This window comes from Corynebacterium sp. H78, from assembly GCF_037572275.1.
Lineage (GTDB): Bacteria > Actinomycetota > Actinomycetes > Mycobacteriales > Mycobacteriaceae > Corynebacterium.
Map to the genome: position 1 here is coordinate 274,954 of NZ_JBBHKX010000002.1, position 23,412 is coordinate 298,365.

At 55.6% G+C, this 23,412-nt stretch carries 21 protein-coding genes; 13 read left to right on the top strand and 8 right to left on the bottom strand.

The window, feature by feature from the left end; genetic code table 11:
• The first annotated feature begins 343 nt into the window (after positions 1 to 343).
• On the top strand, positions 344 to 979 hold the full coding sequence (upp, locus tag WG934_RS02430) for a uracil phosphoribosyltransferase (RefSeq protein ID WP_339977205.1): 636 nt from the start codon (positions 344 to 346) through the stop codon (positions 977 to 979).
• Between the two features lie 31 nt (positions 980 to 1,010).
• On the opposite strand, the gene WG934_RS02435 is transcribed toward upp, so the two are convergent.
• On the bottom strand, positions 1,011 to 1,679 hold the full coding sequence (locus tag WG934_RS02435; protein ID WP_339988553.1) for a hypothetical protein: 669 nt from the start codon (positions 1,677 to 1,679) through the stop codon (positions 1,011 to 1,013).
• A gap of 73 nt (positions 1,680 to 1,752) precedes the next feature.
• Here WG934_RS02435 and WG934_RS02440 point away from each other — a divergent pair, with 73 nt between their 5' ends.
• The 3 genes from WG934_RS02440 (at position 1,753) to WG934_RS02450 (ending at position 4,889) form a co-directional block, all read left to right on the top strand.
• A complete protein-coding gene (locus tag WG934_RS02440) occupies positions 1,753 to 2,973 on the top strand; it encodes an amidohydrolase (protein ID WP_339977209.1) in 1,221 nt (406 codons plus the stop codon).
• Between the two features lie 171 nt (positions 2,974 to 3,144).
• Entirely contained in the window at positions 3,145 to 4,554 is a 1,410-nt protein-coding gene (locus WG934_RS02445) for an NAD(P)H-quinone dehydrogenase (RefSeq protein WP_339977211.1), read from the top strand.
• A gap of 17 nt (positions 4,555 to 4,571) precedes the next feature.
• Positions 4,572 to 4,889, top strand: a complete 318-nt coding sequence (locus tag WG934_RS02450) for a hypothetical protein (RefSeq protein ID WP_339977213.1) — start codon at positions 4,572 to 4,574, stop codon at positions 4,887 to 4,889.
• Between the two features lie 8 nt (positions 4,890 to 4,897).
• Here WG934_RS02450 and WG934_RS02455 read toward each other — a convergent pair whose 3' ends face one another.
• The 4 genes from WG934_RS02455 to WG934_RS02470 all read right to left on the bottom strand — a co-directional run bounded on the left by WG934_RS02455 (position 4,898) and on the right by WG934_RS02470 (position 7,416).
• Complete coding sequence (locus tag WG934_RS02455) at positions 4,898 to 5,176, bottom strand: mycoredoxin (RefSeq protein ID WP_339977214.1); 279 nt, start codon at positions 5,174 to 5,176, stop codon at positions 4,898 to 4,900.
• 27 nt (positions 5,177 to 5,203) lie between these two features.
• Positions 5,204 to 5,737: a dihydrofolate reductase gene (locus WG934_RS02460; protein WP_339988555.1), complete on the bottom strand. Its 534-nt coding sequence runs from the start codon at positions 5,735 to 5,737 to the stop codon at positions 5,204 to 5,206.
• Positions 5,738 to 5,757: 20 nt separating this feature from the next.
• Complete coding sequence (locus WG934_RS02465) at positions 5,758 to 6,573, bottom strand: thymidylate synthase (RefSeq protein WP_339977218.1); 816 nt, start codon at positions 6,571 to 6,573, stop codon at positions 5,758 to 5,760.
• Positions 6,574 to 6,657: 84 nt separating this feature from the next.
• Entirely contained in the window at positions 6,658 to 7,416 is a 759-nt protein-coding gene (locus tag WG934_RS02470; RefSeq protein WP_339977220.1) for a 3'(2'),5'-bisphosphate nucleotidase CysQ, read from the bottom strand.
• A 71-nt stretch (positions 7,417 to 7,487) separates the two neighbouring features.
• Here WG934_RS02470 and WG934_RS02475 point away from each other — a divergent pair, with 71 nt between their 5' ends.
• Together WG934_RS02475 and WG934_RS02480 are read left to right on the top strand one after the other, a co-directional pair.
• Positions 7,488 to 7,916, top strand: a complete 429-nt coding sequence (locus tag WG934_RS02475) for a YccF domain-containing protein (RefSeq protein WP_339988557.1) — start codon at positions 7,488 to 7,490, stop codon at positions 7,914 to 7,916.
• A gap of 203 nt (positions 7,917 to 8,119) precedes the next feature.
• Positions 8,120 to 8,386: a hypothetical protein gene (locus WG934_RS02480; protein ID WP_339988559.1), complete on the top strand. Its 267-nt coding sequence runs from the start codon at positions 8,120 to 8,122 to the stop codon at positions 8,384 to 8,386.
• A 93-nt stretch (positions 8,387 to 8,479) separates the two neighbouring features.
• Here WG934_RS02480 and pgi read toward each other — a convergent pair whose 3' ends face one another.
• Positions 8,480 to 10,117, bottom strand: coding sequence for a glucose-6-phosphate isomerase (gene pgi / locus WG934_RS02485; protein WP_339988560.1), 1,638 nt, complete (start codon positions 10,115 to 10,117; stop codon positions 8,480 to 8,482).
• 153 nt (positions 10,118 to 10,270) lie between these two features.
• On the opposite strand from pgi, the gene WG934_RS02490 reads away from it, so the two are divergent.
• Complete coding sequence (locus WG934_RS02490) at positions 10,271 to 11,737, top strand: NAD-dependent succinate-semialdehyde dehydrogenase (RefSeq protein ID WP_445228199.1); 1,467 nt, start codon at positions 10,271 to 10,273, stop codon at positions 11,735 to 11,737.
• Between the two features lie 33 nt (positions 11,738 to 11,770).
• Here the strand turns inward: WG934_RS02490 and WG934_RS02495 are convergent, their stop codons facing one another.
• Complete coding sequence (locus WG934_RS02495) at positions 11,771 to 12,094, bottom strand: chorismate mutase (protein ID WP_339977230.1); 324 nt, start codon at positions 12,092 to 12,094, stop codon at positions 11,771 to 11,773.
• A 54-nt stretch (positions 12,095 to 12,148) separates the two neighbouring features.
• Between WG934_RS02495 and WG934_RS02500 the strand changes: the two genes are divergently transcribed.
• The gene (locus WG934_RS02500) at positions 12,149 to 14,728 is read left to right on the top strand and encodes a UvrD-helicase domain-containing protein (protein ID WP_339988562.1); all 2,580 of its coding nucleotides are present in this window, start codon (positions 12,149 to 12,151) and stop codon (positions 14,726 to 14,728) included.
• A 363-nt stretch (positions 14,729 to 15,091) separates the two neighbouring features.
• Here the strand turns inward: WG934_RS02500 and WG934_RS02505 are convergent, their stop codons facing one another.
• The gene (locus WG934_RS02505) at positions 15,092 to 15,796 is read right to left on the bottom strand and encodes a M23 family metallopeptidase (RefSeq protein ID WP_339988563.1); all 705 of its coding nucleotides are present in this window, start codon (positions 15,794 to 15,796) and stop codon (positions 15,092 to 15,094) included.
• Between the two features lie 390 nt (positions 15,797 to 16,186).
• Here WG934_RS02505 and WG934_RS02510 point away from each other — a divergent pair, with 390 nt between their 5' ends.
• The 5 genes from WG934_RS02510 (at position 16,187) to WG934_RS02530 (ending at position 23,072) form a co-directional block, all read left to right on the top strand.
• A complete protein-coding gene (locus tag WG934_RS02510) occupies positions 16,187 to 18,181 on the top strand; it encodes a cell division protein PerM (protein WP_339988565.1) in 1,995 nt (664 codons plus the stop codon).
• A gap of 89 nt (positions 18,182 to 18,270) precedes the next feature.
• Positions 18,271 to 18,912, top strand: a complete 642-nt coding sequence (gene purN / locus WG934_RS02515; RefSeq protein WP_339977238.1) for a phosphoribosylglycinamide formyltransferase — start codon at positions 18,271 to 18,273, stop codon at positions 18,910 to 18,912.
• Complete coding sequence (gene purH / locus WG934_RS02520) at positions 18,909 to 20,492, top strand: bifunctional phosphoribosylaminoimidazolecarboxamide formyltransferase/IMP cyclohydrolase (protein WP_339988566.1); 1,584 nt, start codon at positions 18,909 to 18,911, stop codon at positions 20,490 to 20,492. Before purN ends, purH begins: the two co-directional genes overlap by 4 nt.
• Before the next feature lie 230 nt (positions 20,493 to 20,722).
• Positions 20,723 to 22,432: an AMP-binding protein gene (locus WG934_RS02525; protein ID WP_339988568.1), complete on the top strand. Its 1,710-nt coding sequence runs from the start codon at positions 20,723 to 20,725 to the stop codon at positions 22,430 to 22,432.
• A gap of 52 nt (positions 22,433 to 22,484) precedes the next feature.
• Positions 22,485 to 23,072 carry a TetR/AcrR family transcriptional regulator gene (locus tag WG934_RS02530; RefSeq protein WP_339977244.1) on the top strand — a complete coding sequence of 196 codons (588 nt, stop codon included), beginning with the start codon at positions 22,485 to 22,487 and terminating at the stop codon, positions 23,070 to 23,072.
• Positions 23,073 to 23,412: the final 340 nt, after the last annotated feature.

Here is a 23,412-nt window from a genome sequence, read left to right on the forward strand (position 1 = left end):
TCCCCCTGCCGCACTCTCACCGTCTCTGCAGCAGCAAAGAATCGTGACAAACATGCTGAGTATGGAGATTGCTCCAGCAGAAGCGAAGCAAGGTGGCTTCCCTCTGGCAATGCTCTGCCATCGCTGTTACCGTCCTTTTCTTCCGCCTCTGATGCGGCTGTAAGTAGTCCTTGTGGGCTGAATTCAGCCCTTGAAAACGTATCCATGAAAGCCCCCGCACACGTATTTGGAAACTGCCCGGCGCGACCGAACAGTCCGATGTGATGAATATGTCAGTTCATTTAGTACTGACGGTGCAGGATGCAGATTCGTTCCATCCCGATTTGCCGGTATTTTGGGAGCCATGGAGATCACTGTCGTTAACCATCCACTCGCTGCATCGCGCCTCACCATCATGCGCGACGCACGAACCAACAATTCTGGCTTCCGAGCCGCACTCGCGGACCTGGGTGCAATGTTGATTTACGAGGCAAGTCGTAACCTGCCAGTTGAAGAGTTCGATGTGGAAACCCCAGTGACCACTGCGCCAGGTTTCCGTTTGCAGAAGCCACCAATCATCGTGCCGGTGATCCGAGCCGGGCTGGGCATGATTGATCCAGCATTGTCCATGATTCCTGATGCGCAGGTGGGGTTCATTGGTCTTGCGCGAGACGAAGAAACCCACGAGCCAGTTCCTTACTTGGAAGCGCTGCCAAAGGATCTGTCAGGATGCCCTGTGTTCCTGGTTGATCCAATGCTGGCTACAGGTGGGTCTTTGCTGCATGCGCTGCAGCTGCTCGTCGACCGCGGGGCTGATGACATCACCGCGGTGTGCATGCTGTCCGCACAGCCTGGCGTTGAAGCGCTGGAAAACTCTGGGTTCCCAGTCCGCTTGGTGACTGCGGTTATCGACCCTGCCTTGAACGACGATGCCTATATCGTTCCTGGCCTGGGTGATGCTGGCGACCGTCTCTACGGCCCGCGCAACATCGACCTCTAAGGCTCGTAACAACTAGGCTGGGGCGTAGATTTTACTTTCGGCCCCAGATTGTTGCGCCTTCGATGCTCTGGGTCTCGTTGTTCTTCGTAACGACGAGTCGGTCCGGGGACATTTGGTACTTCCAATCACCATTTTGTGCGACGATTCGGTCGCCTTCATCAACGATGATCGGTGCCTCCAAGCTGCCTGCGGAGGCGTCACCACGGTAATACTTGCTGCCGTCATTGCGTTCGCACGCGACAGTCGTCGTGCCCTTGTCGGTTGCCAGCACAGCAAATGCGCGGTCGCCGTCGCCACAACGGGCAGACGAGTTGACCCAGCCCCGGCCATCGACGTTTTCATTAGGAATGTTGAATCCGTCGTCGTCAGGCTCAGCGGTTTCCGAGCTGGTTTCGCTCGTCGTTTCGGAAGTGCTTTCCGTTGAGGTCGAGGATTCGCTGCTCGTGTCACTGGACGACGATGTAGAAGTCGTCGACGATGTGGAGGAGGACGTGCTGGATTCTGAGTCTGGTGATGACGTCGTGGAAATCGAGAATGTCTGTTGAGCTGGCGGAACTTCTGGTTCCTTTTCCTCGTCAGAGTTGTTTAGCGCGAGGCCTACAGCCACGCCAACAACGAGGACCAACGCTACTGCGACAGCAGCGATAGCCAAGCTAATCGGCGACTTTTGAGGCTCAGTGCGATTCCCGGGTTCAGTCATGACATGTATTTTCGCAGAAGAGTGACAGAAGTGAAAGGTGGGAATTTCTTCCAAAGTGCCTAGACTGAAGAGTGTGATTGAGGACTTCATTCAGGATTGGTGGCAGCGCAACGAGTGCGAGATGCAGTCGTGGCGCCGATATCTGCATGCCCATCCTGAGCTGTCGCACATGGAACACTCCACAACGGAGTTCATTGCCGACAAACTGCGTTCGGTCGGACTTGCTCCTTTGATGTTCCCTAATACGGGCTTGATGGTGGATATCGATCCACGCGATCAAGTCGATAGCGAAGCATCAGACATCGCAAAGCCACGGTTGGCTTTCCGCGGTGACATGGATGCGTTGCCAATCACGGAGGCAACAGGCTTGCCGTATTCCAGTGAGAATGAAGGCGTGATGCACGCGTGTGGGCACGATTTCCACACCTCCATCACGCTCGCCACCGCGCTAGCTATGCATGAGTACAACCAGAAGTATTCGTTGCCTACGCCGTTGCGGTTTATTTTCCAGCCAGCGGAGGAAGTCATGGTTGGTGGGGCACCCGATGTCATTTCTTTCGGTGCCCTGGATGGCGTAGAGCGCATTTTTGCGGTCCACTGTGAGCCGAAACTTCGCGTCGGGCAAGTTGGTGTTCGTACTGGTGCTATTACTTCAGCCTCTGACACCGTAGAAATCACTGTGGAGGGGCCCGGGGGTCATACTTCTCGTCCGCACTTGACCGCCGATGTGGTCTATGCGCTGGGAAAACTCATCGCTGACCTGCCAGGCTTGCTGTCGCGTCGTGTCGATCCACGTACCGGGACAGTCCTTGTCTTCGGTGCAGTCAACGCTGGCTACGCTGCGAATGCGATCCCTGCGGAAGGCACACTCCGCGGAACAATTCGCACTGCTGACATCGCTACATGGCGTTCCATTGATCCACTACTTCGAGAGCTTGTCGGGCAAATTCTGGCTCCAACGGGTGTTACACATCGCATCCAGCACGAACGCGGCGTGCCACCAGTACTTAACGACGACTACTGCACGGCCCTCATCGCAGATACTGTGCGACGTGTTGATGAGAATGCCGTAATTCAAGCTCCACAGTCGTCTGGCGGAGAAGATTTTGGTTGGTATTTGGAACACGTACCCGGTGCGATGGCTCGACTGGGTTGTTGGTCGGGTAGGGGAGAAAAGCATGATCTCCACCGTGATGACCTGGTCGTTGACGAGAAATGCTTCGGCGTAGGTGTGCGTCTGTTTGCAGGAATCGTCGCTCAGTACGAGCGGGATCGATCCGAAGCGACGGACTGAGCCGACCAGTGACCTAGCATTCGGTGTGCTTGGTGTCAGCAGATTCTCGGAAAATCACTACACTTGGGTATCAATCCCAGAGGTTGTCTGATGAGTTGGGCCGATGAACATGGCGGAACCTTCAGATTGACATGAAATTGATGAGTGGCATTCCCGGAACGTGGAGGATCTGTGTCCAAGAGGATCGTAATTATCGGCGGTGGCCCAGCTGGCTACGAAGCTGCACTGGTTGGCGCTAAGTATGGAGCAAACGTCACCGTTGTCGAAGATGCTGGCATGGGTGGTTCGTCAGTTCTGGTCGACTGTGTGCCATCGAAGGCGTTCATTGCAGCAACTGGTGTACGTACCGATATGCGTCGTGCCGATGACATGGGTCTACGCCCAGACTTCTCGAAGCGCCACATCGACTTCACCGCAGTAAACGAGCGTGTGCAGCGACTTGCTAGCCAGCAGTCTGAAGACGTACGCAGTCAGCTGGAACGCGAAGGCATCACGATGATTCAGGGACGGGCGCGCCTGGATGACTACGAACCAGGTCGTGTTACGCACTACGTCACCGTGGATCTGCTGGAGGGTGGCGAAGAAACTCTGGAATGCGACCTCGTTCTGATCGCAACAGGTGCTTCCCCTCGTATCCTTCCTGGTGCAATCCCTGATGGCGAGCGCATTTTGACGTGGCGCCAGGTGTATGACTTGGAAGCTCTTCCAGAGCACCTCATCGTCGTTGGTTCTGGTGTAACTGGTGCAGAGTTCGTGTCTGCATTCACTGAGCTTGGCGTCAAGGTCACGATGGTCGCATCTCGTGACCGAATCCTTCCACACGAGGATGCCGATGCCGCGGATGCTTTGGAGAATGTTCTCTTGGAGCTTGGTGTCGACGTCGTAAAGAATGCACGGTGTGACCTTGTCGAGCGCACCGAGGACGGTGGCGTACGAGTTGTTACGTCGGATGGCCGTGAAGTGTTGGGCTCTCATGCATTGATGACTGTCGGTTCGATTCCTAATACCGCTGACCTTGGCCTTGAAAGCACCGGTGTGGAAACGACTCGTTCGGGTCATATTCACGTAGACCGTGTTTCTCGTACCAACGTCCCAGGCATCTACGCTGCTGGCGACTGCACCGATTTGTTCCCACTGGCATCGGTTGCTGCAATGCAGGGTCGAATTGCGATGTACCACGCACTCGGTGAAGGCGTGTCGCCAATCCGCCTGCGTACGGTGTCGTCGGCAGTGTTTACCCGCCCAGAAATCGCAACCGTAGGTGTTTCACAGGCGCAGATCGAATCGGGCGAAGTTTCCGCTCGTGTTGAGGTCTTCCCATTGGCAGGTAACCCACGTGCGAAGATGCGTTCGCTGCGTCACGGCTTTGTGAAGCTGTTCTGCCGTAAGAACTCCGGAATGATCATCGGCGGTGTAGTGGTCGCGCCTACCGCGTCCGAGCTAATTCTGCCGATTGCAGTATGCGTGTCGAACCAGCTGACTGTGTCTGACCTGGCTAGCTCGTTCTCGGTCTACCCATCACTATCTGGATCGATTACTGAGGCAGCACGCCAGCTAATGGCGCACGATGACCTCGATTAATCCTCTATCCTAGGTGAATGACGAAAAGCACCTCACGCGATAATCGACCATCCCGCGGCAACGCAGGGTGGGGATTACTCGCGTGGGTGCTTTTTCTTGTTGGCCTTGTGCTGCCATTCGTTGGCCCGTTCGTTCAGGACTTCGGTTCGCAGGCACCGACCCTGGCCATGTACGCATCGCCAGTAGCATTCGCCCTGGGCGCGCTCTTTGCACTGAAACGACGCTCCTGGGCGATGGTTGTAGCTTGCGGCATTCTTATGCTGGGCTATTTGCCAGCTCTGGAGCTCGCCAATACGTACGTGTTTAACAACACCTACGAGAGCAGTTCTGGCTAATCTGACAGCTACTGAGCCAGTTCCGCGTACTTCGCTTCAACTTCACGCGCCGAAGGATTCGTTGCATACGTACCATCTGAGTACAACACCGTAGGTACGATGCGATTTCCATCGTTCACGGACTCAACCCAGGCCGCTAGATCAGCATGCTTTTCGACGTCCCATGCCTCAAATGGAGTCTTGCTCTTATCCAAATTCGCGAGCAAACGCTGGCAGAAAGGGCACCAGCTCGTGGCGTAAATGGTGACGTGTTCAGTGGTCTTCGGGGTTGCTGCAGAGTTAGTCATAGTGAGTTCAACGCTTCCTTGAGTCGTTTATATTCCCTGGCGAGGACGCCACGTCGTAAAGCGGTACCGCAATCCGTTGTCAGCAGTGAGCCATTCGCTACGTGAGACAGGCTCCCACGCGTAAAGATCGGGAGAGCGGACCGGGGTGTCAATTTCCACTGACACATCGATTTCTGTGACAACACATTCATCGGCGTAGGGAAGACCTTCGCGGTAGATACGGCCACCTCCAATAATCCACACTGCTGGTTCATCGGCGCAGGAAGATAGTGCGGAATTCAAACTCGTTGCGTGGTCAGCGCCGGGGAAGTCCGTGCTCGTGCGAGACAGAACGATATTGCGACGACCAGGCAGAGGGCGGAACCGTGGGTTCAGAGAATCCCACGTGCGACGCCCCATAATGACGGGAGCTCCCATCGTTTTTGCTTTGAAATGGGCGAGATCCTCTGGCAAGTGCCACGGCATGCCATTGCCATCACCGATGATGCCATCAGGGGTTTGTGCCCAGATCATTCCCAGAAATGCCGGGCGATCAGCCTCGTTGGAGTGTGGTTCAGTCATCTGGCCTGCGCTCATTGGGGCTACACCGAAACCTTTCCTCTAATGAGAGGGTGGGGGTCGTAGTTTTCGACAACAATGTCATCGAAGTCGTAATCAAAGATGGAATCAGCCTTGCGCAACTTCAGGGTTGGGTACGGGCGTGGTGCGCGAGAAGTCTGAAGCTCGCATTGCTCGACGTGATTGTCATAGATGTGGCAATCTCCACCGGTCCAAATGAACTCGCCGACTTCTAGACCTGCTTGCTGAGCCATCATGTGCGTCAACAACGCATAGGAAGCGATATTGAATGGAACACCCAAGAACATATCTGCGCTGCGTTGGTACAGCTGGCAGCTCAACTTGCCGTCAGCAACATAGAACTGAAACAGGAGATGGCAGGGAGGCAGGGCCATATTGCTGATCTCTGACACATTCCAGGCGCTGACGATATTGCGTCGAGAGTCTGGATTATTCTTCAGCGTGTCTAGAGCCTGCTGAATCTGGTCGATATGCTGGCCGTCTGGCGTTGGCCACGAGCGCCACTGGACGCCGTATACGGGGCCGAGATCGCCGCTTTCGTCAGCCCATTCATCCCAGATGGTGACGCCACGGTCCTGGAGCCAACGTACATTGGAATCGCCACGCAGGAACCACAGCAGTTCATAGATGATGGACTTGAGGTGGACCTTTTTCGTCGTAATGAGGGGGAAGCCCTCAGACAGGTCGTACCGAATCTGACGGGCAAAAACGGAACGAGTGCCAGTGCCGGTGCGGTCGTCCTTGTGAACGCCGTCGTTAAGGATCTCGCGCAGCAGATCCTCATAGGGTGTTGGGATCGAAGAAGGGGAGTCGGTCATGCCGTCAAGGCTACCGAACTCCCCTGAATAGAACCGTAACCGCGTGCAATTGACGTGGTGGGCTCTCTTACAAGTATCCCCGATTTAGTAGTCGCCGTGCTGTTCCTTGTACTCAGCAACCGCAGCCAGAATCTCATCCTTCATATCTGGGCGGCAGAAGAGCATATCAGGCAGGAACGTGTCGACGTTGTTGTACGTCGGTTCCGAACCATCAAGGCGGGAAACATGCATACCTGCAGCACGAGCAACACCGACTGGTGCTGCAGTGTCCCACTCGTACTGTCCGCCTGCGTGGATGTATGCGTCGCAATCACCGAGCAAGACGTGCATTGCCTTGGCACCCGCAGAACCCATCTGGACGAGTTCCAGGTCCAGCTTCTCTGCAACAAACTTTGCGACGGCCGGTGGGCGAGTGCGCGATACTGCCAACTTGCCGGACTTCGGACCAGTCACTGCCTTCACTGAGCTGGTATGGAAAACCTGGCCCAAATCAGGCAAACCGACTGCAGCGTGTGTTGGCTGACCGTTGACGACGAGTGCGATGTGCACAGCCCAGTCTTGGCGGCCACCAGCGAATTCGCGGGTGCCATCAAGTGGGTCGATGATCCACACTCGTTCGTTATCGAGTCGGTCGCGGTTATCGGCGGCTTCTTCGGACAAAATCCCATCGTCAGGACGGTGCTGCTGGAGCACACGGGAAATCCACTCTTGCGAGAGCGCATCGCCTGCATCGCCAAGAACACGGCCACGAAGCAGGCCAACGTTGCGGACCCCCTTCAGAATTTCGCCAGTGCCCTGGGCAAGGCGGAGAGTCAAGATATCATCTTCAACGTAGGCAGACATAGTTTAGAGAATAACCTCTTAGCCGGATCACCGCTCAGCAGAGTTCGCGGGCTCTCGGCTAGCCTGGGGTCATGCGTGCACTTCTAAATATTATTTGGTTGGTTTTCGGCGGCTTTTGGCTATGGCTTGGCTACATTTTGGCTGGCATATTGGCATGCCTGCTTATCGTGACAATTCCTGCAGGCGTCGCGTCATTCCGAATGGCAAGTTACGCTTTGTGGCCATTTGGGCGCACAGTTATTGACAAGCGTGGAGCATCTGAAATGTCTGCTGCTATGGCTGGCATTATGAACGTCATTTGGTTCCTCGTCGCTGGAATTTGGTTGGCGTTGACGCATATCTCTACGGCGATTGCGCAGGCTCTGACGATCGTCGGTATCCCGCTGGCGATTGCCAATGTGAAGATGATTCCAGTGACGTGTTTCCCATTTGGCAAGGAGATCGTCAATGACGAGGAACTGCGGTGGAACAACGCTCCGAACGCGTACCACGTCCTGTAAAGCCCATTCAATAAAAGGCGACTGCGCCAGGTAACAAAGGTGCAACGATGCCACAACAAGTACAAAAATATTGTTGTGGGATACAACAAGCTCATTACAGTTGCTAGGTAGTAGCCACCGAATATTGGCTAACCCAGGGGTCGGTGGCTGTCATTATTAGTTGTCCGAACGCCTACACAAATATAAAAGAGCGGAGCACGAAAGTGAACAATCGTCGAAACACCACCATGAAGCGACTCGCAGCACTTGCGGGTGCATCTATGCTTTCCCTGACGCTGGTCGCGTGCGGTTCGGGCGATGCAGAAAAGGTAGAGCAGGAAATCGAAAAGAAGGTTCCTGAGGTATCGACTCAGATCGAGAAGAAGGTCGATGACGTCAAGGGCGGCGACGACCAGAACGATGATCGCGACGACCAGAACGATGATCGCGACGACCAGAATGACGATGATCGCGACGACCAGAACCGTTAATTAGTCAGCAATAGCAAGAAGACCCGGCCTGGGAGAAAGTATCTCCTAGACCGGGTTTGGTGTCTCTAGCGAAACTCCGTCGTCACGCGTGAACTAGCGGTTAGCGCGGTACCACTTCAACAGTTCGTCAGTGGAAGCATCGCCCGAATCTGGTGCTGTCTCACCGGTGACAGCTGGCAGGAGATCACCTGCCTGCTTCTTGCCGAGTTCCACACCCCACTGGTCAAATGCATTGATATCCCAGATGGTGCTCTGGACGAACGTGATGTGCTCGTACAATGCAATCAACGCACCAACAGCAGCTGGGGTCAATTCGTCCGCCAAAATCGTGGTGGTTGGGCGGTTGCCTGGCATGACCTTGTGCTGAACCAATTCCTCAGCGACGCCTTCTGCGCGAATCTCGTCGGCAGTCTTACCGAAGGCAAGTACCTTGGTCTGAGCAAAGAAGTTACTCATCAACAGATCGTGCATCGAACCCGAACCATCAGCAGTTGGCAGATCCTGGCGAGGACGAGCGAAGCCAATGAAGTCAGCTGGAACCATGCGGGTGCCTTGGTGAATCAACTGGAAAAACGCGTGCTGACCATTAGTGCCAGGCTCTCCCCAGTAAATTTCTCCGGTGTCGCAGGTGACAGCCGTGCCATCGCGCCGAACCGACTTACCATTCGACTCCATCGTCAGCTGCTGCAGGTAAGCAGGGAAGCGGGAGAGGTCCTCAGAGTATGGCAGGACCGCGTGCGACTGGGCGCCAAGGAAATCGCCGTACCAGATGCCCAACAGACCCATGAGGACTGGAACATTTTCCGCCAGTGGCGCATTCAAGAAGTGCTCGTCCATCATGCGGAAGCCTTCCAAGAAACGCATGAAGTCCATAGGTCCAATTACTGCCATGATGGACAAACCAATGGCGGAATCGACCGAGTAACGACCACCGACCCAGTCCCAGAAACCGAACATGTTGTCGGTGTCGATGCCAAACTCAGCGACCTTCTCTGCGTTGGTAGACACTGCGACGAAGTGCTTTGCGACGGCCGCGTCGTCGCCAAGCTTGTCGATGAGCCAACGGCGAGCAGCATGCGCATTCGCCAAGGTTTCTTGAGTAGTGAACGTCTTCGACGCAATGATGAACAACGTGGATTCTGGATCGACCTCGTCGAGTACCGCGTGTAGATCAGACGGATCCACGTTGGAAACGAAACGAGCATCAATGCCCGCGGTTGCGTAGGTGCGCAGTGCCTTCGTGACCATTGCGGGGCCGAGGTCGGAGCCACCGATGCCAATATTCACGATGGTCTTAATCATGTGGCCGGTGTGACCCAACCAGTCACCGGAACGAAGCGCTCGAGCGAAGTCGCGCATGCGGCCGAGTACATCGTGCACATCAGCAGCGACATCCTGCCCATCGACGGTCAGCTCTGCTTCAAGAGGCAAACGCAACGCCGTATGCAGCACGGAACGTCCCTCAGTGTTGTTGATCTTCTCACCGGCGAACATGCTGGCACGAGCGCCCTCAACATCTGCTGCCTTAGCCAGATCTACCAGTGCTTCTAAAGCTGGCTTGTCGACGAGGTTCTTCGACAAGTCCACCCGCAGACCTGCAGCTTCGAACGTCAGGTTCTTGGCGCGGTCGGCATCGGCTGCGAAAAGCTGACGAAGGTCGGTCGCGGTAACCTCCTTGGCACGCTGTGCAAGTGCACTCCATTCGGCGGTGGTGGTGATATCTGCGGTCATTCCTGCTCCAGATTTTCGAGTTGGAAATAGGTAGTAGAGCTGTACTAAACAGCTTCAGTTATCCAGCGTAGTGCGGTTTGAGAGATGTCGCTTGGGTACTCTTTCGCCTACTCCCGTGACAGATAAAAAGCCGGTGCATAGGGTGGAACCATGATGACTACCGACGAAATTCTTCGCGATGTTCCCACCCAATTGTTTATCGATGGGCAGTTCCGTGATGCCGAAGGTGGTGCCACCTTTGAGGTGCTGAACCCCGCGACAGATACCCCAATTGTGTCTGTTGCTTCCGCATCAGAAGGTGATGCAAAGGCAGCGCTCAATGCTGCATGCGCTGTGCAAGAATCGTGGGCAGCAACGCCACCTCGTGAACGCGGCGAAATTCTGCGTCGCACATTTCAGTTGATCCTCGAGCATGAGGAGAAGCTGACATACCTACAGTCACTTGAAATGGGGCGTGCACTCTCTGATTCCAAGGCTGAAGTTGCCTATGGAGCAGAGTTCTTCCGGTGGTTCTCCGAGGAAGCAGTCCGCATTACGGGTGATTACCGCACGAGCCCAAATGGCAAGGCTCGCGTTGTCGTTATGCGTCAGCCCGTCGGGCCGGCGCTGGCTATTACCCCGTGGAATTTCCCGTTGGCAATGGGCACACGCAAGATTGCTCCCGCGCTTGCTGCTGGATGCACGATTGTGGTGAAACCGGCATCGAAGACCCCGCTGACCATGCTGTACTTGGCGAAGCTACTGAAAGAAGCTGGTCTACCAAACGGCGTCGTGTCCGTGATTCCGACAGGTAAGTCGTCGAATGTCTCAACTCTGCTCGATGATGACCGCCTACGTAAATTCACCTTCACGGGCTCCACCGAAGTGGGCCAAATGCTGGCTGCCAAGGCTGCCGAATCGTCGATGAAGGTGTCGCTGGAGCTTGGTGGCAATGCACCTTTCGTCGTACTTGACGACGGCGACGTCGACAAGGCAATCACCGCAGTCAAGGCAGCCAAGCTTCGCAATGGCGGTCAGGTATGTATTGCTCCTAATCGGTTCATTGTCCATGACAAGCACGTGGATGCTTTCGTGGCGGGCGTCGTCAAGCAGTTTGACGAGCTTGTGGTGGGCGCGGGCACGGATGAAGAAACGACGTTGGGGCCACTGGCGTTGCGGGACCAGCAGGAGACTGTGCAGCGCCTTGTGGACGATGCCGTCGAACGTGGCGCGAAGGTGGCAATCGGCGGTGAGATTCCGTCGATGAGTGGCGAGCTAGCGCAGGGATACTTCTATGCGCCGACAGTGTTGTATGACGTGCCTCGCGACGCCGACATTGTGGCGGAGGAAATTTTCGGGCCAGTCGTGTCCGTGCTTCGAGTCTCTGACAATGACGAGGCCATCGAGTTGGCAAATGACACAAAGTTTGGTCTCGCTGCGTATGTTTTCAGCGAGAACCTGGGATCGGCGCTCACCGCTGCTGAAAAGTTGGAATCAGGCATGGTCGCGGTCAACAAGGGGGCGTTGTCAGATCCATCGGCACCCTTTGGTGGCGTCAAGCAGTCGGGATTGGGCCGCGAAGGTGGTTTGACCGGCATTGACGAGTTCCTCGAAACGAAGTCGATCTCGTTGGAGGCGTAACTCCTGGTAACTGGCGGTGTCCACCCCAGGCTTTTAGCCCAGGCGGCCTCGGCCCATGCGTAGCAATGCTGATGCGATCGCTGGACCCTCGGGGCCGAGCTGGTCGCGGAAGTCATTGATGATCTGAACTTCGCGACCATGAACAAGGCGCGTACCGCCGGACCCCATGCGGGTCTTGCCTACAGCCTTGCTCACTGCAGTGCGGCGTTGGATGGCATCGATAATCAGCGCATCGAGACGGTTGATTTCTTCGCGGTACTGCTCGATTTCAGCAGAGCTCAACGGGTCATCAGTGCCCGTCGGGGTGCGAATCTCAAAAGCTGCGACGATTCCGTCGTTCGACTTGTGTTCGGTCATGTGTCCATTCTTTCAAAAGGAGTGATCCGGGCACTCAGCTAGGCTGGTTTCATCATGGTCACTGAGTTTAATGGTTCCGGTTTCGGACAATTCGCCAATTCCGGTCGCACCGGACAATTAGGTCAAAATACTAGCCCGTCGGCACCTCCCGCCGGCTCCGATAATCGCGATGCCTTTGGTAGTCGCGCTGACTTGTTGGCTGGTTTGAACCCACAACAGCATGCTGCAGTAGTACATAGTGGTTCGCCATTGCTCATTGTGGCTGGTGCAGGTTCTGGTAAGACCGCAGTGCTGACTCGCCGTATCGCGTTTCTCATTGCCGAACGCGGTGTGCATCCGGGACAGATTCTGGCTATTACCTTTACTAATAAGGCAGCAGCCGAGATGCGGGAGCGTGTTGCCGGGCTCGTCGGGCCAGGCGCCGAACGCATGTGGGTGTCTACCTTTCACTCGACATGTGTTCGCATTCTGCGCATGCAGCACGCCCTGATTCCTGGGTTGAATTCCAACTTCTCAATCTACGACTCAGATGATTCCCGGCGCTTGCTGTCCATGATCGGCAAGGACATGAATCTGGATGGTAAGAAGTTCACCGGTCGTGTGTTGTCGTCGCGGATCTCAAATCTGAAAAACGAGCTCATTGATCCCGAAACTGCGATCGCAGAAGCTGCAAAGACTCACAATCCTTTCGACGACATCGTCGCAAAGGTCTATCTCGAATACCAGGCGCGACTTCGAGCAGCGAACGCGCTGGACTTTGACGATCTGATTGGCGAAGTTGTGCGGATTTTCCGCGAGCATCCAGACGTAGCGGAGTACTACCGACGTCGGTTCCGTCATGTGATGGTGGACGAGTACCAGGACACCAACCATGCGCAGTATGCGTTGATTAGCGCGCTCGTCGGAAAGCCTGATGGGGCAGTGCCGCCGTCTGAGCTATGTGTGGTCGGTGACTCGGATCAGTCCATTTATGCTTTCCGAGGTGCGACTATCCGCAACATCGAAGAGTTCGAGAAGGACTACCCAGAGGCGACGTCAATCCTGCTGGAGCAGAATTACCGTTCCACGCAGAATATCTTGTCGGCTGCGAACGCGTTGATTTCTCGTAATGAGAACCGTCGTGAAAAGAAGCTGTGGAGCGACCTCGGTGACGGCGAGAAAATTCGGGGTTATGTCGCGGACAACGAGCACGATGAGGCTCGGTTCATCGCGAACGAGATCGACAAGATCGTTGACCGTGGTGAAGCCAAGTACTCCGACATTGCGGTGTTCTACCGAACGAATAACGCGTCTCGAGCTCTGGAAGATGTCTTTATCCGCATGGGGCTTCCATACACCGTGGTAGGCGGAACGCGGTTCTACGAGCGTCGAGAGGTTCGGGACATCGTTGCGTACCTACGCGTTCTGGAAAACCCTGACGATGATGTATCGATGCGTCGCATCATCAATACTCCACGTCGTGGCATAGGTGATCGCGCGCAAGCACACGTTGCTTTGTTCGCTGAGGATACTCGTTCGTCGTTTGGTAGCGCGCTACGTGCTGCAGCTCACGGCAAGATTCCTATGATCGCCGCGCGAAGTAAGAATTCAATGGCACGATTCGTCGAACTTCTCGACGGGATCGTGGCGGATATGAGCAGCGGTGATTTGGCGGATATCGGCGACATTATCGAAGCGATTCTGGATCGCTCGGGGTATCGCGCCGAGCTGGAGCGTTCCAATGATCCGCAAGATGCCACCCGGCTCGACAACATTAACGAACTCGTCAGCGTTGCTCGGGAATTCTCTGCAGAGGCAGCACTCATGTCCAGCATTGACATCAATGCCGGAGACGATGATGGAGGCACAAATGGAAACTCCACTAGCAGGCTAGTAGAAGGTACTGGGGAATTCGATGGTGGCCTGGACGATGGGCAAGCGGAACCAGGAAGCCTGGCAGCATTCCTAGAACGAGTGTCTTTGGTCGCTGATGCCGATCAGATCCCAGAGGATGACCAAGGTGTGGTCACTCTGATGACGTTGCACACGGCTAAGGGATTGGAGTTCCCGGTCGTTTTCGTCACTGGTTGGGAAGATGGTCAGTTCCCGCACCTGCGAGCTCTCGGCGATCCGAAAGAACTCGCGGAAGAACGCCGATTGGCTTATGTAGGGATCACCCGTGCTCAGCAACAACTGTTTATTACTCGCTCGGTGACGCGGTCGTCGTGGGGGACTCCTCAGACCAATCCACCGTCGCGCTTCTTGGCAGAAATTCCGGACGAGCATCTGGAATGGCTGCGTGAAGAGCCTGCGAGATCGTCGTGGGGTAGTGGAGCAGCCTTCGGCCGTTCATACGGAGGAAGCAGCGGAAGCTACGGTGGCGGCTATGGTGGCGGAGGCTACAGTGGTGGTTCTGGTCGCACCGGATTTGGCAGTAGCGCTGGTTTCGGTGGCTCCAAGGCAGCTCCGCAGCGGAAGAAGAACTCTGACCTAAATCTCACTGCTGGTGATCGAGTTGTTCACGATAAATACGGACTTGGCACTGTTCTGGAGGTCAGCGGAGTTGGCCCGCGTGCTACTGCCATGATCGACTTCGGGTCTGCTGGCAAGGTACGCCTCATGCTCATGGGTGGCGTACCAATGGAGAAGTTGTAGGCCATGGCGCCCGGTCGGGTGTGGTGTTGAGCGCCAAATACAGCAAATGCCCCTCATTTGAGGGGCATCCAATTTGGTGGCGCAGTGCGCTTCGAACCATCGGAAATCACAGCGACCGCGCTGATAACCGTTATAATCACGCGCTGCTCGAGTTATCCGGAGTGGATGACACTCGCGGTGTTATCCACAGAATGAAAACAATAGTCGCGATAGTAGCACCCTTTTGGGTGCAATAAGAAAAGCCCCCGTGAGGGGGCTAAGTCTTCTGGTGCTCGCAGAACTACGGTGAGTGCTGCACGGGGAGTATGTGCTTATGCACAGTCCCGTAACTGCGGAGCGCTTAGGCGTGTGTAGTGCTGAATCTTAGTAGTAGATACCGCGTGCGTTCAGCCATGCCATTGGGTCAACAGGGGTTGCACCGTCTGGCCAGATTTCGAAGTGCAGGTGGCTACCGGTGGAGAATCCACGGTTGCCCATGCCACCGATCAGCTGACCGGCCATGACGCGCTCGCCAACGGAGACGCCGAGGGTCTCGAGGTGGCCGTATACGGAGATGGCGCCGTCGTCATGCTTGATGCGGATCCACTGGCCGTAGCCGGAAGCTGGGCCGGAGTCGATGACGGTGCCGCTCATAACAGCGAGGATTGGGGTATTGACTGCGTTAGCAACGTCGATGCCGTTGTGCATCGAACCCCAGCGTGGGCCGAAGCCAGAGGTGAAGGTACCTTCAGCAGGCTTAGCGGTGGTTGGGGCACGGAGTGCCAGGTCGCGCTGTACGCGCTCTGCGTTGTACGAGATCGCGGTTGCCAGCTGTGCACCCAGGTCGGTGCTTGGCGAGAAGTTGTCCGATGCCAAAACCATTGGGGCGGTGGACAGCTGCTTAGCTGCGGTTTCCTTGTCAGCCTTGTGGTCGATAACCTTGTTGGTATCTGGCTGAGCAGCAGCAGATGCGGTACCTGCAGCGGTGATTGCGGATGCAGTCAGAGTGACTGCTGCAATACGGCTCGTTACGGTTGAGCTCTGCTTGCGGTGTGCGCCGCCCTTGCGGATGGTGGTGGTGTTAGACATTTGAAACTCCCCTGTACGTAAACTTCGCCACTTCTGAGCAAATAAAAATCGCGGTCGGCGTCTGATTGACGACCGCGACTCCTCTTAGTCGATACTCAGATAGCGACCGTTTCTGTAACCAGTCTGTTATCTGACAACGCTACGATAACGAATTGGTAATGACGGATCAACTTAATTCCTGAAATTAATCCTTTTTGTGACGTGTTTCACTGCCGTTGGCGGTCGGCATGTGACGCTTTGGTAACAGTGGTGATTCGTGTTAACTGCTGTGATTGCGCAGGTCGGACTGCGCCTGTCGACGAGTCTCCACAGGCAATCCCGACTCCGCGATAAAGTCACTAGCTACAGGACCCTGTCATTGACGTTCTTTGTGAAAGGCGACCGAATCCAGTGAGTGAGCATGATCCACGTAGAGGCCCAGCAGGTCGAAAAGATCGCCGACGTAGCGGTCAGAATCGATCGGGTCGTGCGCGTACAAGTCGCGCAACGGGGCAGTCACCTTCCTCGGTACGCGGATCGGACGAGGCAGTAGCCGGAAGTGACGTTTCGAAGGCTTCTCCTTATATAGATCAGTCAACGCAGGCACAGAGCGGTGGGAAAGCCTCGGAAGCACGGCGCGTAGATCGGCGGGACTCCCGTAACGCTGACGTCGTTTCGGATGCGATGCGTGGCGTGGCAAAACCACGCACCTCGGGCATTGGGTTCAAATCCGTGAATGACATGGGCGCTGACCGTGGTGCGGGGCGTACGTCCACAACCACAGTGGGTGAGCGGTTCGCTGCACGTGATCAGAAAGGCATGAAGGGCCAGAAAGCCCAAAAAGATTACAAGGGGCAGAGAGGAAGTGCTCTACGCGGAGTAGCTTCTCTAAAGTCTCCTCGCGCGCGACGTTATCTTTATGCCGCAGCGGGAGCAGACTTCTTGGCAATACTCTTCGTGGTCTCCCTCGCTGTCATTGGGGTGACCGTCATGGGCAGCGGAATCACGCCACTTCCCGCAACGATTGCCTCATTGTGGATGGCGCTCAATTTGGCGCCATTCGGATACGCAGGCACTGATCTCAGCATGATTCCTGGATTGCCCGCGATGGGGCTGTTCGCGTTCGTGGCGTGGCGGGTTCGTCGTGAAGTTGCAGGACCTGTCAGTATTCGCGATGTTCGAGCGATGGTTGCGTCATTTTTGGCGTTGCCGCTTCTTTTCACAGTCATTGCATGGCTGATGCTGTGGGACGCATCCTCGGTACTCCGAGTCGATACACCAAATCTCCTGTTCGCTCTGTTGTCCACATTTACGTTGCACGCCGGAGCTGTCGTGGTGGGTATGGGTGAGCGACTTCTTCGTGCTTTGCTGCGTCGTCGCAAACTTCCGGAGTGGGTTCTCGGATCGGCGAATCTGGCCTCGAAGTTTGTCGGTTGGCTGTGGATTTCCGGAGCTGTGCTTTCGTTGATTTCTGTGGGCTGGCACTTTACGACGGCGCGAGAGGCCTATTCCGTCACTAGTGATGCCGGTGGCGCAGTGGCGCTTACAGCCTTGTCTCTGCTGTACCTACCTAATGTTGCGTTGGCTGCGAGCGGCATCCTCATGGGAGCTCCTGCCAACCTCGGTACTGGTGAGGCGAGCTTGTTCGCAGTGTCTCCGGGAACGATGCCGCCACTGCCGATTTTGGCAGCAATGCCACAGTCGTTGCTATCGCCGGCGTTTGCGATCTTGCTGATCATTCCAGTCGGATTGAGCTTGTGGCTGACACGCAATTACGTGCGTGATCGTGCAGGAGAACGCGCTTATGCGGAAGTGGTCTTTGCCGCTGTCATTGCAGGCCTTATGGTCGCCGCCTTGGCCGCCTTGCTCGGCGGCGAGGTTGGCATTTATGGCTGGTCTGGAGTGTCGTTCTGGCTAGCCGGAATTCTTGCGTCAGTATGGCTCGCCGTACCTGGAGCAATCGTGGTGGTTGCTATGACAGGGCTCGGCCGAAGCGGTCGCGGTAAGGATGACGTGGAGACGCAGGACGATAGCGCTGGCGTAGCCACGGAGACTGACGAGGCAGCTGATGGCGACGACGATGACGTGAGCGACACCGATGGTGTCGAGGATGCCGAAGCCGCTGAAGCTGAATCGGTCGACTCCACACCGGGGAGCGATGCGGATGAGACTGCGGAATCTGAGGAACCTGCTTCTGATGAATCTGGTGAAGATGAATCTGTTGCAAATGAATCCGACCTGGACGAATCTGTTGCAGATGAATCCGACTTGGACGAATCAACAGAAGCGAAGGATGAGGAGGAAGCAGAAACAAAGGTCGAAGCCAACCCAGAAACCACCGATAGCAGCGCTGTGGGTGTTGAAAATGAACCTGATCCGAAAGCCTCTGAATCCGTAGACGAATAGGTCACCCCGGGTTTCGGTTACCCCTACGCATGCACAGCGGCCAACCTGGATGAAAGGCGTTGCTACTCAGTTGAGTATGCTTCTTTTACGTGACCGATTCGCATACAGCTGAAACTTTTTCCCCAACCTCGCCACTGTCAATTGTGGTGCTTGCATCGGGGCAAGGTTCGCTGCTGCAATCCATGCTCGACACTCTCGACCCGCACAAAGTGCGGGTCGTCGCTGTAGGTTCAGACAAACAATGCCCAGCAATCCAACGGGCAGACGACGCTCAAATTCCAAGCTTCCAAGTCCCTTTTGACGAAGCAGCACGTCGCAACCGCGACAAATGGAATGAGGATTTGTTGGCGGCCGTCGCAAAGTATGAGCCAGATATGGTGGTATCAGCAGGATTCATGCGAATCTTGGGAGCGCAGTTTATTCAGGCGTTCAAAGACAAGATCATCAATACGCACCCAGCTTTGCTGCCATCTTTCGCTGGTGCGCACGCTGTGCCAGATGCGTTGGCATACGGTGTAAAGGTCACAGGAACAACAGTTCATATTGTTGATGATGGCGTGGATACCGGCCCGATTCTGGCTCAGGAAGCAGTTCCAGTTCTAGAAAACGACACGGTAGAAACCCTGCACGAGCGCATCAAAGTAGTGGAACGAGCACTGCTAGTAGATGTACTGCATACGATTGCGGATCGCGGATACACGCGGGACGGACGAAAGGCACGTTTTCAATGACTCAGAACAGCACGGAACGCAAGCCCATCAAGCGGGCGCTGATTAGCGTCTACGACAAGACCGGACTGGAGGGCCTAGCAAAGGCTCTGCACGAAGGTGGAGTCCAGATCGTTTCCACCGGTTCCACTGCCGCTCGCATCGCAGACGCGGGCGTCCCGGTAACTCCAGTGGAGGAACTCACCGGATTCCCAGAGTGCCTGGAAGGTCGAGTCAAGACCCTCCACCCACGCGTACACGCAGGCATCCTTGCCGATACCCGCAAGGATGATCACCTCGCACAGCTCGCGGATCTGGGCGTCGAGCCATTCCAGCTCGTTGTCGTGAACCTGTACCCGTTCACTGAAACCGTCGCTTCCGGTGCTGACTTTGATGCATGCGTTGAGCAGATCGATATCGGAGGCCCGTCGATGGTTCGCGCAGCTGCGAAGAACCACCCATCGGTGGCAATCATTGTCGACCCAGCCAAGTACGGCCAGGTTGCTGAAGCAGTGGCAGGTGGTGGTTTCACCCGTGCAGAGCGCACTGCATTCGCTGTTGAAGCATTCCGTCATACCGCGTCTTACGACGTAGCCGTCGCAACGTGGATGGGTGCCCAGGCTGAGGATGCCGAAGAGTACCCAGAGTGGGTTGGCTACACCTACAACCGAGCTGCGACCCTGCGTTACGGCGAAAATCCGCATCAGAGCGCTGCACTGTACGTAGACCCAGCAGCACCAGCTGGTCTTGCCCAGGCGGAGCAGCTGCACGGCAAGGAAATGAGCTACAACAATTACCAGGATGCTGACGCTGCCTGGCGTGCAGCATGGGATCATGAGCGCCCATGTGTTGCCATCATTAAGCACGCGAATCCTTGTGGCATTGCCGTCTCGGACGAGTCCATCGCAGCAGCTCACAAGTCTGCTCACGCATGTGACCCAATGTCCGCATTTGGTGGCGTCATCGCAGTAAACCGTGAGGTTTCGGTCGAAATGGCTAAGCAGGTTTCCGAGATCTTCACCGAGGTCATCCTCGCTCCTTCCTACGAAGATGGCGCAGTCGAGATTCTGTCCCAGAAGAAGAACATTCGTATCCTCACTGTTCCAGCTCCTCAGCGCGCAACCGAAGAGATCCGTCAGATTTCGGGCGGTCTGCTGAAGCAGGAGCGCGACAGCCTCCAGGCTGAGGGAGATGCCGCTGCTAACTGGACTCTCGCTGCTGGCGAGCCTGCCGACGAGCAGACCTTGGCCGACCTCGAATTTGCATGGCATGCGGTTCGTTCGGTTAAGTCGAACGCAATTTTGCTGGCTAATGACGGAGCTACCGTTGGCGTCGGCATGGGCCAGGTCAATCGTGTTGACTCCGCTAAGTTGGCTGTTGAACGTGCAAACACTTTAGCTGGCGACGACGAGCGCGCACAGGGCGCAGTTGCTGCGTCTGATGCATTCTTCCCATTTGCGGACGGCTTCGAAGTGTTGTCCAAGGCTGGTGTTCGTGCAGTTGTACAGCCTGGTGGCTCGATCCGTGACGACGAGGTCGTTGAGGCAGCTCAGAAGGCTGGCGTGACCATGTACTTCACGGGTGCACGTCACTTCGCACACTAAGTTGTATTGAGCTTTGGGGCCGGATCTTGTGAAGATCCGGCCCCTTCTTCATGCCATATGGTTTATCAGGGTTAACAATATGGGGGAGGTAATTGAGCTTTTAGGAACAAAATGCTCAATACGGGGAACCTAGCTGGGTAATGTGCGAACGGTAACTGAATGTGTCACAGGTCACTTGCCTGTGTCATGTTCTCGACTGTTTCTTCGCGCATCTCTTGAATGGAGTTTTAATGAACCCGGTTGCGACAGCACCTAAAACTGTATCGACCCCGTATGGAACCGCCTTCCTTGCTGACGACGGCACGAAGCTGGCACACGTCATTGGTGTAGGGGTGGACCAGGGTGCTCCACCACTGCGTAACGAGACGCTGGGGCAGAACCTCGAGTCAGTAGTGAAGCGATTCCCGGATCGAGAAGCGATTGTCGATCTTTACGCAGACGTGCGGATGTCGTATCGCGAGTTCTTCCACAAGGTGCAGGCCGTGGCGTCTGCCATGGTTCGTGCAGGTTACAGCAAAGGTGACCGTGTGGGTATCTGGGCGACCAACCGCTGGGAGTGGATCGTCGTAGAGTACGCATGCCACTACTTGGGCATCGTTCTGGTCAACATCAATCCTGCCTACCGTCAAACCGAGCTGAACTACGTGCTGGAGAAGGTTGGCGTCAAGGGAGTTTTTGCTGCGCGTCGCTACAAGGACTCGGACTACCGCACGATGCTTCTCGAGGCTAGCAAGCAGCGCGGTATCAACTTGTCTGACGTGGTGTACTTCGGCTCCGAGCGTTGGAACGAGCTGCTCGACGGCGGTATTGATGACCTGTCGGCGCATACCGCTGATCTGGATCCAGATGATCCGATCAACATCCAGTTCACCTCCGGAACGACAGGGTTCCCGAAGGGTGCAACGCTGTCGCATAAGAACATTCTGAACAACGCTTACTTCACGGGTGAGATTCTTGGCTACACCGAGGATGACCGTGTGTGCATTCCGCTGCCTTTCTTCCACACCTTTGGCATGGGACTTGGCATCATCGGAACTATGGCTCGCGGCGGTACCGTCATCATTGCCTCGCCGACGTTTAAGGCTCGCGAAACGTTGATGGCTGTCCACTCGGCGCGCGCAACTGCGCTGTACGGTGTGCCAACCATGTTCATTGCGTGCCTCGAAGAGATGCATGACCAGGCGGAATATGGCTCTCCTTACGATCTCTCGAGCCTGCGTACCGGCATCATGGGTGGTGCATCGTGCCCTACCAAGACCATGAACGAAGTCATGGAGAAAATGAACATGACCGAGGTAACTATTTGCTTCGGTATGACTGAGACGTCGCCGACATCGACTCAGACTCGTCGCAATAGCCCAACCGAGCGTCGTACAACGACCGTTGGCCAGGTGTCTCCACATGTTGAGCTAAGGGTCGTTAACCCCGAGACCGAAGAGGTGCTTGGACGCAACGAAAGCGGCGAAATTCAGGTTCGTGGTTACTCGGTCATGAAGGGCTACTGGAACCACCCAGAAAAGACCGCTGAGGCAATCAACGACGACGGTTGGATGCGTACCGGCGATATTGGCCAGATGGATGATGAAGGCTATGTCACCGTTACTGGTCGTATGAAGGACATGCTGATTCGTGGTGGCGAGAACATTTACCCACGAGAGATCGAAGAATTCCTGTACACACACCCAGACGTTGTCGACGTCCAGGTCATTGGTGTTCCTGATGACCGCTACGGGGAAGAAGTCATGGCATGGTTCATTCTTCACGACGGCGCTGAGTCGCTCACCGTCGATGATGTCGCAGAGTTCTGCCATGGCAAGCTTGCGCGCCAAAAGGTTCCTCGCTACGTGCATTGTGTCGACTCGTTCCCATTGACCTCGTCGGGCAAGGTGCGCAAGGTGGACCTGCGTGAGATGGCACCGAAGGTGCTTGGCTGGGTATAAAAACTAGCAAACCCGATACTGTTTACGATCCGAGCCAATAAGATGAGCAACTATGTCACGCAGAGCTGAATTGAGGGAGCGTCGTCACGCTGAGATTTTGACGGCGGCATCTTCCATCATTGCGGAGCGCGGTTTTCATCAGACGCGCCTGGAAGATGTTGGCGCCGCAGTCGGTGTTTCAGGGCCTGCTCTGTACCGCTATTTTAAGGGGAAAGATGATCTGCTTGCCGAGATTCTCATCGATATTTCCATTCGGCTTGTCGACGGCGCCCGGGGTGTTGTGAGTGATGGGCGGGAACAGGGCTGGACGGACGAGCGCGTCCTTCACGAACTTCTTGCCTATCACGTCGAGTTCGCTGTGACCGAGTCGGATCGCATTCGTGTGCAGGAACGAGAAATACGCAATCTTCCTACGCAGGAGCGAGAGAAGGTTCGGTCGCTACAGAGGATGTATATCGGTATGTGGGTGGATGCGTTGATGGCGCATCGTCCCGACTTGGACGAGGACGAAGCGCGAGTCCGTGTTCAGCTTGCTGCTGGTCTGATTAACTCCTCGCGGCATATTGTTCGTTGGGCCGGGGTCGAGGCTGTGCGCACGCACACGATGGATATGGCGTTGAAAGCTATGGAAGTGAGCTAGTAAACAATCGCGAGAAGCCGGGTTAACGCCCGGCTTTTTTCATGTCTAAATGGGCGCTCAGGATGGATTGGATGTACCTGATGGGGCTGCATTTGTGGTGTAGATCACCCCCGGTCAGTTAATGGTGATTCACGGAATATTTGGGCGTTGAGCTTGGTAAATGGTTTTCACGTGCCGTTATCCGGGTGTAGGTGAGTGATTGGCATCACGTAAATCGTTGTGCGGTGAGTTGCGTCACAGTAAAGTCTTGTTTCAGAAAGTTAATTCCCATTAACAAAATCCATCTGCAGGATGCTGACTGTTTACAGCGCAGCAGATTGTCACAACATGGAAGAAGCAC